Source organism: Nostocoides sp., assembly GCF_035343835.1.
In the GTDB taxonomy this organism is placed as follows: Bacteria; Actinomycetota; Actinomycetes; order Actinomycetales; family Dermatophilaceae; genus Nostocoides_A; species Nostocoides_A vanveenii.
In genome coordinates, this window is sequence record NZ_DAOQZV010000065.1 from 1 (window position 1) to 14,004 (window position 14,004).

The 14,004-nt window shown below is 69.5% G+C and carries 15 protein-coding genes; 9 read left to right on the top strand and 6 right to left on the bottom strand.

Annotation, left to right across the window (positions count from 1 at the left end; translation table 11 throughout):
* On the bottom strand, window positions 1-845 hold an 845-nt coding region (locus PKH97_RS06640; protein ID WP_324386621.1), incomplete at its 3' end, for an SGNH/GDSL hydrolase family protein.
* A 212-nt stretch (window positions 846-1,057) separates the two neighbouring features.
* Between PKH97_RS06640 and PKH97_RS06645 the strand changes: the two genes are divergently transcribed.
* The 3 genes from PKH97_RS06645 to ilvA are packed head-to-tail and all read left to right on the top strand — an operon-like array spanning window position 1,058 to window position 4,014.
* Window positions 1,058-1,450 (top strand): DUF1992 domain-containing protein, encoded by a 393-nt coding sequence (locus PKH97_RS06645; RefSeq protein WP_324386622.1) that lies wholly within the window; start codon window positions 1,058-1,060, stop codon window positions 1,448-1,450.
* Entirely contained in the window at window positions 1,447-2,757 is a 1,311-nt protein-coding gene (locus tag PKH97_RS06650; RefSeq protein WP_324386623.1) for a glutamate mutase L, read from the top strand. Before PKH97_RS06645 ends, PKH97_RS06650 begins: the two co-directional genes overlap by 4 nt.
* 36 nt (window positions 2,758-2,793) lie before the next feature.
* Window positions 2,794-4,014, top strand: coding sequence for a threonine ammonia-lyase (ilvA, locus tag PKH97_RS06655; protein WP_324386624.1), 1,221 nt, complete (start codon window positions 2,794-2,796; stop codon window positions 4,012-4,014).
* A gap of 136 nt (window positions 4,015-4,150) precedes the next feature.
* Here ilvA and greA read toward each other — a convergent pair whose 3' ends face one another.
* Together greA and PKH97_RS06665 are read right to left on the bottom strand one after the other, a co-directional pair.
* Window positions 4,151-4,636 carry a transcription elongation factor GreA gene (gene greA, locus PKH97_RS06660; protein ID WP_324386625.1) on the bottom strand — a complete coding sequence of 162 codons (486 nt, stop codon included), beginning with the start codon at window positions 4,634-4,636 and terminating at the stop codon, window positions 4,151-4,153.
* A 74-nt stretch (window positions 4,637-4,710) separates the two neighbouring features.
* Window positions 4,711-5,160 (bottom strand): DUF4307 domain-containing protein, encoded by a 450-nt coding sequence (locus PKH97_RS06665; protein WP_324386626.1) that lies wholly within the window; start codon window positions 5,158-5,160, stop codon window positions 4,711-4,713.
* A gap of 54 nt (window positions 5,161-5,214) precedes the next feature.
* On the opposite strand from PKH97_RS06665, the gene mca reads away from it, so the two are divergent.
* Window positions 5,215-6,153 carry a mycothiol conjugate amidase Mca gene (mca, locus tag PKH97_RS06670; protein WP_324386634.1) on the top strand — a complete coding sequence of 313 codons (939 nt, stop codon included), beginning with the start codon at window positions 5,215-5,217 and terminating at the stop codon, window positions 6,151-6,153.
* Window positions 6,150-6,431: a hypothetical protein gene (locus tag PKH97_RS06675; protein WP_324386627.1), complete on the top strand. Its 282-nt coding sequence runs from the start codon at window positions 6,150-6,152 to the stop codon at window positions 6,429-6,431. The genes mca and PKH97_RS06675 overlap by 4 nt, the downstream gene beginning before the upstream one ends.
* 135 nt (window positions 6,432-6,566) lie before the next feature.
* Here the strand turns inward: PKH97_RS06675 and PKH97_RS06680 are convergent, their stop codons facing one another.
* Window positions 6,567-7,328, bottom strand: coding sequence for an isoprenyl transferase (locus tag PKH97_RS06680; protein WP_324386628.1), 762 nt, complete (start codon window positions 7,326-7,328; stop codon window positions 6,567-6,569).
* Window positions 7,329-7,750: 422 nt separating this feature from the next.
* Between PKH97_RS06680 and PKH97_RS06685 the strand changes: the two genes are divergently transcribed.
* Complete coding sequence (locus tag PKH97_RS06685; RefSeq protein WP_324386629.1) at window positions 7,751-9,076, top strand: PhoH family protein; 1,326 nt, start codon at window positions 7,751-7,753, stop codon at window positions 9,074-9,076.
* Between the two features lie 214 nt (window positions 9,077-9,290).
* Window positions 9,291-10,028, top strand: coding sequence for a hypothetical protein (locus tag PKH97_RS06690; protein WP_324386630.1), 738 nt, complete (start codon window positions 9,291-9,293; stop codon window positions 10,026-10,028).
* A gap of 155 nt (window positions 10,029-10,183) precedes the next feature.
* On the opposite strand, the gene PKH97_RS06695 is transcribed toward PKH97_RS06690, so the two are convergent.
* Window positions 10,184-10,429, bottom strand: a complete 246-nt coding sequence (locus tag PKH97_RS06695; protein WP_324386631.1) for a hypothetical protein — start codon at window positions 10,427-10,429, stop codon at window positions 10,184-10,186.
* A gap of 4 nt (window positions 10,430-10,433) precedes the next feature.
* Entirely contained in the window at window positions 10,434-11,399 is a 966-nt protein-coding gene (coaA, locus tag PKH97_RS06700; RefSeq protein WP_324386635.1) for a type I pantothenate kinase, read from the bottom strand.
* A gap of 95 nt (window positions 11,400-11,494) precedes the next feature.
* On the opposite strand from coaA, the gene glmS reads away from it, so the two are divergent.
* Both glmS and PKH97_RS06710 read left to right on the top strand, forming a co-directional pair.
* Window positions 11,495-13,354 carry a glutamine--fructose-6-phosphate transaminase (isomerizing) gene (glmS, locus tag PKH97_RS06705; protein WP_324386632.1) on the top strand — a complete coding sequence of 620 codons (1,860 nt, stop codon included), beginning with the start codon at window positions 11,495-11,497 and terminating at the stop codon, window positions 13,352-13,354.
* Window positions 13,355-13,361: 7 nt separating this feature from the next.
* A complete protein-coding gene (locus tag PKH97_RS06710; RefSeq protein ID WP_324386633.1) occupies window positions 13,362-13,712 on the top strand; it encodes a holo-ACP synthase in 351 nt (116 codons plus the stop codon).
* Window positions 13,713-14,004: the final 292 nt, after the last annotated feature.

Sequence of the window (14,004 nt, forward strand, 5' to 3'; positions counted from 1 at the left end):
CCTCGCGCCGGCTCCGGCCGTCGGTCGGCGGTGTCGCGCCCGGCGACGCCCAGGGCCGCGCATACGGTCGGCAGCAGGACCGCGCCGACACGGGCATACCCGGCGGGGGAGGGGTGGAACTGGTCCTGGCTGAACAGTTCCTTCGGTGACGCATAGAACTCCGGGCCGAGCAGGTCGCCCAGCGAGACGGTCCGCCCGCCGGCCTCGACGACGGTCACGGTCTGCGCGGCGGCCAGATCCCGACTCCACCGGCGCACCAGGTGCTTAAGTGGCACGGGGATCGGCTCGACCGTCCCCAGATCGGGACAGGTCCCGACCACGACCTCGACGCCCAACCCGCGCAACCGGCGCACGACGAGTTCCAGGTGACGCACGGCGGTGGTCCGGTCGATCCGGTGGGTCACGTCATTGGCGCCGATCAGGATGACGGCCACGTCCGGGGTGGGTGAGCGGTCGAGCGCATTGGCCAGTTGCCGCTCCAGATCCTGTGATTCGGCACCGATGACGGCCTCATTGACCAGTTCCACCGGCCGCCCGGTCAGTGCAGCAAGGCCCGTGCTGATGATGCCCCCGACCGTCTGTGCGCCGGTGTCCGCGCCCATCCCGGCCGCCGACGAATCGCCGAGGACGAGGAGGCGATACACGCGACCTGCGCCCGCGCCATACCGCCCTTCGTCCTGCGGCGCGCCCTCGAACGGCTGGCCGACGATCTTGCGCGCCATGGCGGCCTCGACCTTGATCAGACCGTATCCGAGCGCGCCGAGCGCACCCGCTGTGGCCGCGAGGCCCCCGCCCCCGTATGCCGCTGTGGCCGCGATCTTGCGCGCCCGTCGTGCACGTCCCATGCCGATCACTCCTTCCCACCTCAACAGAGCACTGACACGAGGTGGTGATGCAATCCGGCCAATGCTGCCCTTGGCTGAGCGACCCGGGCCGCTCGGGCGGGTAACGGTTGTGTTGCACTCCCGCCGTTGTTTCCCTATTTCAGGGACGCCCGGGCTCCGGGCGAAGTTCCCTCCTGCGCCGGCAACCGTGTGTCGGTCCCTACGCTGGGTGGGTGCAGCCATACGAGTCGCTCGTGGAGCGGATGATCCGTGAGGCGCAAGAGCGCGGGGAGTTCGACAACCTCAGGGGCGCCGGCCGGCCGCTCGACCTCGGCTCCGGCGACGACCCGGACTGGTGGATCAAGCAGAAGATGCGCAGCGAGGGCCTGGATTTCGCGGGCGCGCTGCCCGCGGTCATCTCCCTGCGGCGCGAGGCGGCGGGGTTCCCCGAATCGCTGGCCGACCTGCGCACCGAGTCCAGCGTCCGCGCGGTGCTCGCCGACTACAACGATCGCGTGCGTCTGGACCGGCTCGCCGCGCGCGACCCCAAGGCGGCCACGAGCGTGGCGCCGCTGGTCGACATCGACGCCATGGTCGAGCGCTGGCGGGAGTTGCCTGGTCAATGAGTGACGCCATCTGCGTCGACGTCGGGTCGACCTTCACCAAGGGCCTGCGCGTCGACCTCGACTCGGGCGCGGTGCTGGGCTCGGCCGCGCGGCCGACGACCGTCGCCACTGACGTCCTCACCGGCCTGTATGCCGTGGTGGCCGACCTCGGCGCCTCGGCAGCGGCGCCGCTCCTCGTCTGCTCCAGCGCCGGTGGCGGCTTGCGGCTCGCGGTCGTCGGTTTTGAGGAGTCGGTGACCGCTCTCGCCGGTTATCGGGCCGGCCTGTCGGCAGGTGCGCGCGTGGTCCACGTGAACGCCGGCCGGCTCACCGGAGCGGACGTCGCGGCACTGCGGGCGGCCCGCCCCGATGTCATCCTGCTCGTCGGCGGGACCGATGGCGGCAATGCGGATGTCTTGCGGCACAACGCCTCTCGCTTGGCGAATGCGCGCGTGGCGATGCCGGTCGTGCTGGCCGGGAATGCCGACGCGCGCGTCGAGTGCGTCGAGATCCTCACGCGCACGAGGCGCACCGTCGTCCCGGCCGACAACGTTCTGCCGCGCATCGGCGAGATCGCTCCGGAGTCCGCGCGGGCGGCCATCCGCTCGGTCTTCCTGACCCATGTCATCGGCGGCAAGAAGCTCTCCCGCGGCCCGGAGTTCGCCGGCCTGGTGCGGCGGGCGACGCCCGATGCCGTGCTGCAAGGCGTGGAGGTCCTCGCGGCCGCCACGGGCCGCGATGCGCTCGTCGTCGACATCGGCGGCGCCACCACGGACGTCTATTCGGCGCTGATCCCCTCCGGTGAGGACGTCGAGATCGTCCGCGATGTCTCGCCCACGCCGCGGGTCGCGCGCACTGTCGAAGCGGATCTCGGCATGCGCTGGAGCGCCGGCGGCGTGCTCGACGCCGCCGAGCGTGAGCGCCTGCCCGTGACCGACGACCTGCGCCCGTATGCCGAATCCGTCGCCAACGACATCGCGCACCTCCCGACGTCCCCGGCGGAATGGAAATGCGAACTCGAACTCGCCCGCCTCGCGGCGGTGATCGCCGTCCGCCGCCACGCTCGCCCGGTGCGTCCCGGTCAGGCGCCGCGAGCCCTGCGTGATGTCGGGCGGGTCATGGGGTCAGGTGGGGTGCTGCGCCACGCCGACCCCGCCGCCGCACGCGAGATCCTCGGTGCCCTTCTCACCGATCATGGCGGAGGGTGGCCGGTCCCGGACCGGGCCGTGGCGGGCGTGGACACGGCATACGTGCTCTTCGCCGCGGGCCTGCTCGCGCAGGAACATCCGCGGGCGGCCGCCGCGCTGACGTGCTCGCTCACGCACTGACCCCACGGGTGTTCACCGAGGGCTAAGGTGCGCACCATGGCGACGCTCCCGACGGTCACGCTCGACGACATCCGCTCGGCACGCGAGGCGCTCGGCGACCTGATCCGGCCGACCCCCCTGGAGTATTCGCGCACCCTCAGCGAGAAGGTCGGCACCCAGGTCTTCCTCAAGTGCGAGAACCTGCAGCGCGCCGGGTCCTTCAAAATCCGCGGCGCCTATACGCGCATCGCGCGGCTGAGCGAGGAGGAAAAGGCACGCGGCGTCGTCGCGGCCAGCGCCGGCAACCACGCGCAGGGTGTCGCGCTCGCGGCGACCACCCTCGGCATCCGCTCGAAGGTCTATATGCCGGTCGGCGCGGCGATGCCCAAGCTCAACGCCACGCGCGCCTACGGCGCGGAGGTCGAGCAGATCGGCGCGACGCTCGATGAGTCGCTCGTCGCCGCCCGGGCGTATGCCGATGACACGGGCGCCGTCCTGATCCACCCCTTCGACCACGCCGACATCGTCGCCGGGCAGGGCACGTGCGGGCTGGAGATCCTGGAGCAGTGCCCCGACGTCGGGACGGTCGTCGTGAGCCTGGGCGGCGGCGGCCTGCTCGCCGGCGTCGCGACGGCGATCAAGGCCCAACGGGACGATGTGACGCTGGTCGGGGTCCAGGCCGACGCGGCCGCGGCCTATCCGATGTCCTTGGCCGCGGGGCACCCGATCGCTGCCGAGCGGATGGCGACAATGGCCGACGGCATCGCGGTGGGACTGCCCGGCGCCGTGCCCTTCGAGGTCATCCGGCAACTCGTCGACCGCGTCGACACGGTGTCCGAGGCGTCCTTGTCCCGGGCCATGCTCCAGTTGCTCGAGCACAGCAAACTCGTGGTCGAGCCGGCCGGCGCCGCAGGCGTCGCCCTGATCAATGAAGCCGCCGACCGGGCCTGGTCGGGCCCGATCGTCGTCGTGCTCTCGGGCGGCAATATCGACCCGATGCTGATGCTTCGGATCATCCGTCACGGCATGGCCGCAGCCGGCCGCTATCTGCAGTTCCGCGTTGTCATGCCGGACCGGCCCGGCTCGCTGGCCCGGCTGATCTCCGACTGTGCGGCCACCGATGCCAATGTCATCGAGGTCGAGCACATGCGCACCGACCCGACGCTGATGGTGGACGAGGTCGACATTCTGGTCCAGGTCGAGACCAAGGGCGCGGCCCACTGCCAGGCGGTCCTGACCTCGCTGCGCGCCGCCGGCTACCGCCTCAAATTCGCCTGACGCCCCCCGTCCCTAAACCCTGCTAGCAGAACTTGGGTCTCCTCCAGCAGGGTAGACCCCGCTGCAGGAGACCCAACCTGCGCTAAGTCGGCCCCCTCGGCCTGCACGACCGAATCGCGGGCGCCAACTCTCGGCGTCAGCCGGTGAAGGGCTTAGCCGCCTTGATCGTGACCTCGATGGTCTTGCCATTGGGCGCCTGGTAGCTCGTCGTGTCGCCGACCCGAAGCCCGTTGATGGCGGACCCCAGCGGGGACGCCTCCGAGAACACTTGCAGGTCGCCGTCCGCACTCTCGCGCGAGCCCAGCAGGAAGGTCTCGTCCTCGCCGAACAACTCCACCGTCACCAACATGCCCGGCTCGACCACCCCGTCGTCCGGGGGAGTGCCGATGACCGCGGTCGCCAACAGCTGGGTCAGCTGCCGGATGCGCAACTCGAGCTTGCCCTGCTCCTCCTTGGCGGCGTGGTAGCCGCCGTTCTCCTTCAGGTCACCCTCAGCTCGTGCCGCCTCGATGCGGCCGATGACCTCGGCACGCCGCGGGCCCGAGAGTTCCTGCAACTCGCTCGAGAGCCGCTCGTAGGCTTCCTGGGTCAAGAAGGTCGACGTCGTGGTCGGCTCGCTCATGAAAACACTCCTCAGTCATGGGCAAAGGGTCTGGATCGACCATCGATCCAGACCCGGTGAATGCATCAGTCTACCTATGCCGGCTTGCACGTGAGCACCGTGCCGGTCACCGCGAGCGCCGTGGTGCGGATCGTCGCGCGCTGCGCCACATCGACTTCCGGCCCGGCGGGGATCGTCACATCCAGCAATCCGACGGCCGCGAACGCCTGATCCATGGCCTTCAGCTGACAGGTCACCGCGACATCCGCGGGCCGGTGCACGGTGAAGCGGACGTCGACCCGCTGAGCGTCGACGACGTCATACCCGGTCGTCTGCCAGCTGACGCGCCCGTGCGTCGCCGAGACGGCGAACCAGACGACCACCGTCATGGCCGCGGCGACCCCGAGCAGGGCAAGCAGCAGCGGCCGCCGATCGATGCGCCGACCGGCTGCCTCCGCGGCGGCCTCCTCGGCGTCGAAGTCGACGTCGTTCCCGGGCAGGTTGGTCATCGAGTCCTCCGGCGGTTCCGGGGTGGCCGGCGCCACGGTGCGAGAATGGGTGTTCTGTCGATCATGTCATCCACCCGGAAGAGGATTTTCATGGCCAAGGGCATGCGCCTGATGTGCGTGCACGCGCACCCCGACGACGAGTCGAGCAAGGGTGCCGCGACCATGGCGAAATATGTCGCCGCCGGCGCCGAAGTGTTGGTCGTCTCCTGCACCGGGGGCGAGCGTGGCGACATTCTCAACAAGAAGCTCGCCGACGACCCCGCCGTCCTGCGTGATCTGGCTCAGGTCCGCCGCGCCGAGATGGCGCAAGCGCAAGCCATCCTCGGTGTCGACCACCACTGGCTCGGATTCGTCGATTCCGGTCTGCCGGAAGGCGATCCGCTGCCCCCTTTGCCGGAGGGGTGCTTCGCGCTGGAGCCGCTGGAGATCCCTGTCGAAGCCCTCGTCCGCGAGATCCGCCGCTTCCGCCCGCACGTGATGACGACCTATGACGAGAACGGGGGCTACCCCCACCCCGACCACATCCGCTGCCACGACGTGTCGGCGGCCGCCTTCGTCGCCGCCGGCGACCCCGATGCCTTCCCCAGTGCCGGACCCGCGTGGCAGCCCCTGAAGCTCTACTACAACGGCGGCTTCAGCCGCGCGCGCATCGAGACCTACCACCAGGCCCTCCTCGACCTCGGCGTGGAGAGCCCGTATGCCGAGTGGCTGGAGCGCATGGACGGTCGCGTCGAGCGCACGGTCACCACCCGCATCGAATGCGCCGACTTCTTCGAGCAGCGCGACCAGGCGCTCCTCGCCCACGCGACCCAGATCGATCCGGACGGCTTCTTCTTTTCCGTCCCGCGCGAGGTGCAGCGTCTGGTCTGGCCCTTCGAGGATTACGAGATCGCCGCCTCCTATGTGCCCATCGCCGACGGCGAGGACGACCTCTTCGGTGGGCTCGACGCGGTCGCCGCGGCCGACGCGCTCGCGCTCGCCGCGACCGACCTGGCCCTCGACCGCCGGGTCGCCCGGGTGCCCGCATGATCGCCGAGTTCGTCCTGGCCGGCGGTGAAGCGGACGGGAGCAGCGCCTCCAGCGGCTTCCTCGGCTTCGTCGTTTTCTTTGCTCTCGCGCTCGCCGTATGGTTCCTGGTGCGCAATATGACCGGCCGCCTGCGCCGGATGAATTACGCCGAAACGCAACGCACCCAGGACGCCCCTGCCGAGCCGGACGACGCCACGGCCGCTGAGGCCGACGAGCGAGCCGGGGCGGCACCGGGCGCGAAGCCGGATCCAGACCAGGCGCCGCCGGAAGCCCCCTAGTTTCCTTCGTGCTGGGCCGTGTTACGCAACCACGGACCTTGGCCGGGCGTCGGTCGAACTGGTCGAGCGGCAGCGAGCCTTGGCCGGGCGTCAGTCGAGTTGGGCGAGCGTAAGGAGCGCCGTGCCTTCCGGGAGTTAACCGCCGAAGCGGCGGTGGCGCTCGGCATACGCGCGCAGGGCCCGCAGGAAGTCGACGCGGCGGAAGTCGGGCCAGTAGGCCTCGCAGAAGTAGAACTCGCTGTGGGCGCTCTGCCAGAGCATGAAGCCGGAGAGCCGCTGCTCGCCCGACGTGCGAATGACCAGATCGGGGTCGGGTTGGCCGCGGGTGTAGAGATTGGCACCGATGTCCTCGGCGGTGAGGGATTCGGCCACGTGTTCCAGGGTGGCGCCGGCGGCGGCGCGCTCGGCCAGCAGGGCGCGGACGGCGTCGGCGATCTCCTGGCGCCCGCCGTAGCCGACGGCGACATTGACGGTCATCCCCGTCACCGACTCGGTCGAGCGCTCAGCGGCCTTCAGCGCGGTTGCGGTGGCGGCCGGGAGCAGGTCGAGGGCCCCGACGGGGTGGATGCGCCAGCGGCCGGTGGCGGCGAGATCGGTGACGGCGTTCTCGATGATCGTCAGGAGAGGCGCGAGTTCACGTTCGGGACGCGCCAGGTTGTCGGTGGACAGCAGCCAGAGGGTCACGACCTCGACTCCCGCGTCCTCGCACCAGGTCAGGAAACCGGCGATGTTGTCGGCGCCGGCCTGATGGCCGATCTTGGTGTCGGCCCCCCGGGCCGCGGCCCAGCGACGGTTCCCGTCGAGCATCACACCGATATGCCGCGGAAGCGCCTGCCGGTCCAGACCCCGAGCGACGTGGCGCTCGTAAGCGCCATAGATCAGGTCACCGAGCGACACCTGTGGCTGTTCTCCTGACGTATGAGGCGGCGGCCCGGTCAGGAGTGCAGCAACCGTGGCCGGGTCCAACCGTAGCGCCGCGTCCGGTCTTGTCGCATGCAGACGCGGCGAAGCGTCGGCAGCAGTCGCCGGGCGGGCTCTCGCGCCGCCTTGAGCAACCCGTCCCGGCGTCACCACCCAGGCGGCCACCCGGGCGCCGCCAGGAATTCGCCGGCCGGCCGCGCGTGTCGTGCGCGGCACTTTCGACCGCCCGGCTTAGCGTGAGGCCCAAGCGGATCACCGGATCCGCCCGTGGGAGGCCAGACTTGCCGGAGCATCAGGCAGACGGGCCGGACCGGCCCGGATCGGGCCGCCCCCGGACCGCCACCTCGACCTAGGCGCGCCAGCGCCTGGCAACGGGCGTGCGCCGCAAGGAGATCCGTATGACCGCCAATGCCGGCGTCACGCTGACGGGGGAACAACGCCGCACCTATGTCATCGACACCTCGGTGCTCCTGTCGGATCCGAAAGCCCTGCTGCGCTTCAAGGAACACGAAGTCGTCGTGCCCGTTGTCGTCGTCACCGAACTCGAGGCCAAACGCCACCACCCGGAGCTCGGCTACTTTGCCCGGTCCGCCCTGCGTTTCCTCGACGATCTGCGCATTGCCCACGGCCGGCTCGATGCCCCGGTCGCGATCGGCGACGAGGGCGGCAGCCTCCGGGTCGAACTCAACCACACCAACCCTGATGTCCTTCCGGCCGGATTCCGCTTGGGGGACAACGACACTCGGATCCTCTCGGTAGCCGCCAATCTCGCCGGCGAGGGCTTCGCGGTCACGGTGGTCAGCAAGGACCTGCCGATGCGGGTCAAGGCGGCCTCGGTGGGCCTGGACGCGCAGGAATACCGCGCCGAGATGGCCATCGACTCGGGCTGGACCGGCTTTCGTGAACTCGACGTGCTCGCCGACGACATCGACACCCTCTACGACACCGGCCGCCTGGAGTCGGCGGACGCGGCGGAACTGCCCTGCCACACCGGCCTGAAACTGCTCTCGCCACGCGGCTCCGCACTCGGCCGGGTAGGCGCCGACAAGCAGGTGCGGCTCGTCCGCGGCGACCGCGATGCCTTCGGCTTGCACGGACGTAGCGCCGAGCAACGCATCGCCCTCGACCTGCTCCTCGATCCCGACATCGGCATCGTCTCCCTCGGCGGCCGAGCCGGCACCGGCAAGTCCGCGCTCGCCCTTTGCGCCGGTCTCGAGGCTGTGATGGAGCGCCGCGCCCACCGCAAGGTGATCGTCTTCCGTCCCCTGTATGCCGTGGGCGGCCAGGAACTCGGCTACCTCCCGGGGACCGAGAACGAGAAGATGGGCCCGTGGGCGCAGGCCGTCTTCGACACCCTCGGGGCGGTCGTCAATGCCGAGGTCGTCGAGGAAGTCCTGGCCCGTGGCATGCTCGAAGTCCTACCGCTGACGCACATTCGCGGTCGTTCGCTGCACGACGCCTTCGTCATCGTCGACGAGGCGCAGTCCCTCGAGCGCAATGTCCTGCTCACTGTGCTGTCGCGGATCGGCCAGAACTCCAAGGTCGTGCTGACCCACGATGTCGCCCAGCGGGACAACCTGCGTGTCGGCCGGCACGACGGGGTTGCCGCGGTGATCGAGACCCTCAAGGGCCACCCGTTGTTCGCCCACATGACCTTGACCCGCTCGGAGCGCAGCCCGATAGCCGCCCTGGTCACCGACCTCTTGGAGGGCATCGAGCCCTGACGCAGCACAGGGGAGACAGCGCGAGATCAGCCGTCGCCGGGTCGTTCAATTTTGAACGACCCGGCGAAACGGGGTAAAGTATCGTTTTGATAACGACGCGCCCGCAATAGGTGGCGCGAACCTGGCCGCTGTGGCGCGGCCGAGCACCGTGGGCGGCCGATCAAGGCGCGCGTCGAGCGGGGCTCACCGCCTGATCTCAAGGAACTCGATCCCCATGAGCAGTACCCATCTCACCCCTGCTGCACTGCGCCGGGCCCGTATGCTGCGCCGTCGCCGCGTGAGCGTCAGTGCGCTCGCCGCCGGCCTCGCCGTCGGCGCCGGAGCCCTCGGCCTGGAGTTCGCTGGCGTCTCGCCCGTCTCGGCCATCGGCACGACCTCTGCGGCCATGCCCGCCCCGACCGCCGGTCTGGCCTCACTGCTGGCCGACCGCGATGCCGATGCCGCTTCGCGCGCGGCCGAGCGCAGTGCCCTGCCGTCGGCCGTCGCCAAGGCCGGTGGTCAGCGTGAGGTATCCGTCCAGGAGCAGGTCGCGCAGATCGACCGGGCCCGCGCCGCGGATGCGGCCGAGCGGGCGGCGGCAAAGAAGGCGTCGGCGAAGAAGGCTGCGGCCAAGAAGGCAGCCGCCAAACGCCTCGCCGCAGCGCAGGCGAACCCGCAGGCCGCGGCCCAGCGCATCATGGGCGAATACGGCTTCGGCGCCGACCAATGGATCTGCCTCAAGCAACTGTGGATCGGCGAGAGCGGTTGGAACTACCGCGCCGCCAATGCCTCGTCGGGTGCCTACGGCATCCCGCAGGCCCTGCCCGGCAGCAAGATGGCCTCGGCCGGCGCCGATTGGCAGACCAACCCCGAGACGCAGATCCGCTGGGGCCTGGGCTATATCAAGGCGTCCTATGGCACGCCGTGCGGGGCGTTGAGCTTCTGGAACAGCCACTACCCCCACTGGTACTGATCCCCAGATGACGCCTGCCTACTGACCCCCAGACGACGCCCGCCGCCACTCGTTAGGGGCGGAGGCGCGTCTGGTTCTGCGAGCGCCACAAAGGGCCTAGTGACCCAGTAAGCGTCTCGGAGTGCCTCGCGATCAGACGACCAGCACGTTCGCGATCAGGCGACCAGCACGAAGATCAGCGCGAGGATGAACCCGAGCAGGGCGCCGAACGCGATCAGCGCGTCCCGTCCCTCGTGACGCGGATACTCATCGAGTTCCAGCGCGCACATCATTCGCAGGCGCGGCGGTGCGGCGGGGTGCGGAGCGACCATCATGACCACCTCCAGGCCGGGGACACCCGTGGGGTGTCGTCGTCCCTCCACGCTACGCCCGAATCGGGGCACCGGGGCGGTCTCACCCACCTAGTCAGAGCTTGCGCAGGCTGATCCGCTCGACCCGGTGGTGCGGTCCCTTGGTCAGCACCAGCGTCGCCCGGCTCCGAGTCGGGCGCACGTTGTGCAACAAGTTCGGGCGGTTGATGCGCTGCCAGATGTCGAGCGCGGTGGCGCGTGCCTCGTCATCGGATAGCGCGGCATACCGGCGGAAGTAGCTGTCCGGATTGGCGAAGGCGGTCTCGCGCAAGCGCAGGAAGCGCTCGACATACCACTGTTCGATCAACTCGGCGTCGGCGTCGACATAGACCGAGAAATCGAAAAAGTCGCTGATGCTCAACGCATTTCGGCGCCGTGCGTTGCCATTGGGCGATTGCAGGACGTTGAGGCCCTCGACGATCAGCACGTCGGGGCGGCGGACCACGACCGACTCGCCCGGCACGATGTCATAGACCAGATGCGAATACACCGGTGCCTGCACCTCGGGCGCACCCGACTTCACCTCGGCGAGGAAGCGGATGAGCGCGGCCCGGTCATACGATTCGGGGAAGCCCTTGCGCTGCAAGAGGTTACGTCGCACGAGTTCGGCGTTCGGCAGCAAGAAGCCGTCCGTCGTGACCAGGTCGACGCGCGGGGATTCCGGCCACCGCCGCAACATTTCCTGCAGCAGGCGCGCGGTCGTCGACTTGCCGACGGCCACCGAACCGGCGACGCCGATGACGAAGGGCGTCTTCTCCGGCCGCTCACCCAAGAAGCTCGCCGTCACCCCGTTGAGTCGCTTGGTGGCCGCCACATAGAAGGTCAGCAGGCGCGATAGCGGCAGATAGATCTGCTCGACCTCGGTCAGGTCGATGCGCTCACCGAGTCCGGCCAGCCGGGCCACGTCGGCGGCGGTCAGGGTCAGTGGTTGGTTCTCGCGCAGACGCGCCCAGTCGTCCCGGACCAGCTCCACATACGGAGAGGTGAGCACGGCATTGGTCACCCGCCCATTCTTGCCCACCGGCCCGTATGCCGTGGCGTGCCCCCCGCCCACGCCGCGCCCCCCCGCGTGCCGCGCTCCGCAGGGCCCGGCCCGGAACCGTAGTCTTGGGGACCATGTGCGGAATCGTCGGATATGTCGGCCCCACCCTCGACGGCAAGGCTCTCGACGTCGTGATGGAGGGGCTGGCCCGGCTCGAATACCGCGGCTACGACTCGGCCGGCGTCGCCCTCGTCACGGATGAGGGTATCGAGACCGAGAAACGGGCCGGCAAACTGGAGAACCTGCGGGTCGCGCTCGACCTGCGCCCCCTCGATGACTCCCGGACCGCGATCGGGCATACGCGCTGGGCGACGCACGGCGGGCCCACCGACGGCAACGCACACCCGCACCGCGGAGGCGAGGATGACAAACTCGCCCTGATCCACAACGGGATCATCGAGAACTTCCACTCCCTCAAGCGCGAGTTGCTTGCCCAGGGCTCGACCTTTCTCAGCGAGACCGACACCGAGGTCGCCGCCAAGCTCGTCGGGCGCGAGTTCGATCGCACCGGCGACCTGACACAGGCCATGCTCGCGGCGGTGCAGCGGCTCGAAGGCGCCTTCACCTTGCTGGCGGTGCACGCGGATCAGCCCGGGGTCGTGGTCGGCGCACGGCGCAACAGCCCACTCGTGGTCGGCCTCGGCGAGGGCGAGAACTTCCTCGGCTCGGATGTCGCCGCCTTCATCGGATACACCCGGCACGCGCTCGAGCTTGGCCAGGACCAGATCGTCACGATCACGCCCGACGGCTACGACGTCATCGGCTTCGACGGCGCGCCGGCCGAGGGCACGCACTACGAGGTCACCTGGGACGCCGCGGCCGCCGAGAAGGGCGGCTACGCGACGTTCATGGAGAAGGAGATCAACGAGCAGCCGCATGCGGTCGCCGACACGCTCCTCGGGCGCACCGACGAGAGCGGCCGGCTGGTGCTCGATGAGTTGCGCATCAGCGAGGAGCAGATGCGCGCCGTCGACAAAATCGTCGTCGTCGCCTGCGGCACCGCGGCGTATGCCGGCATGGTCGCCAAATATGCCATCGAACACTGGGCGCGCATCCCCGTCGAGGTCGCACTCGCCCACGAGTTCCGCTATGCCGACCCGGTCGTCGACGAGCGCACCCTGGTCGTCTCGATCAGTCAGTCCGGCGAGACCATGGACACGCTGATGGCGGTCAAGCACGCGAACGACCTTGGGGCGCTGACGATTTCGGTCTGCAACACGCATGGATCGACCATCCCCCGCGAGTCCGACGCGGTGCTCTACACCCACGCCGGGCCGGAGATCGCCGTGGCGTCCACCAAAGCCTTCCTCGCCCAGATCACCGCCTGCTACATCCTCGGGCTCTATCTTGCGCAGCTGCGCGGCGGCACCTATGCCGACGACGCGGCCTCGGTCATGCACGAGTTGCAGGAGATCCCGGCCAAGATCAGCGACCTGCTCGGCCGGATGGATCGCGTCAAGGAGGTCGCGCGCTTCATGGCCGACACCCGCTCGGTGCTCTTCCTCGGGCGCAATGTGGGCTTCCCCGTCGCGATGGAGGGGGCGCTCAAACTCAAGGAACTGGCATACATCCATGCCGAAGGGTTCGCTGCCGGCGAGCTCAAGCACGGCCCGATTGCGCTGATCGACGCTGGCCAGCCCGTCTTCATCATCGTGCCCTCGCCCGACACGCCGCACGAGTTGCACAAGAAAGTCGTCTCCAACATTCAGGAGATCCGGGCCAGGGGTGCGCGCACTCTGGTCATTGCCGTCGACGGCGACGAGGACGTCGTGCCCTTCGCCGACGAGGTCATCCGCGTGCCCAAGTGTTCGCCGCTGCTGCAGCCCTTGCTGACCGTCGTGCCGCTGCAGGTCTTCGCCTTGCAGCTGTCGACGGCCAAGGGCCTAGAGGTCGACCAGCCGCGTAATCTCGCCAAGTCCGTCACGGTGGAGTGACCCGGCGGTGATCATCGGCGTGGGCATCGATGTCGTCGACGTGGCCCGCTTCGGTGAAACCCTGGAGCGGACCCCGCGGCTGCGCGACCGGCTCTTCGCCGACCCGGAGCGCGGGCTGCCGCTGAACTCGCTCGCCGCCCGCTTCGCCGCGAAAGAGGCCTTCGCCAAGGCCCTCGGCGCCCCGGTCGGTCTCGACTGGCACGATGCCGTCGTCCACCGCGGCCCCGACCGCCGGCCACACTTCGAGGTCGCCGGCACCGTCGCTGCCCGGGTCGCCCAACTCGGCATCACCAGCATCCACCTCTCGATCTCCCACGATGCCGGCATCGCCTCGGCCGTGGTCGTCTGCGAGGGTTGACCTCGGGCCGGCCTCAGCATTCCCCCGCGATGCCACAAGGCAGATGTTCGCAACAGAAGGCGTCCCGTGCGAATGAGGGGTTTGTGGCATCGGGCGGAAAAGCTGCCCTGGGCCCCGACCGGAAGGAGCGCTCATGATCTCGGCGTATTCCGTTGCCGATGTCTATGCCGTCGAGCGGGCGGCGATGGCCGAACTCGCCGAAGGTGAGCTGATGGCGCGCGCCGTCAGCGGACTCGCCGAGGTCGCGCGGCTGCGCCTGCGCGAGCGCGGCGGCCGGCGAGTGGTTGCCCTG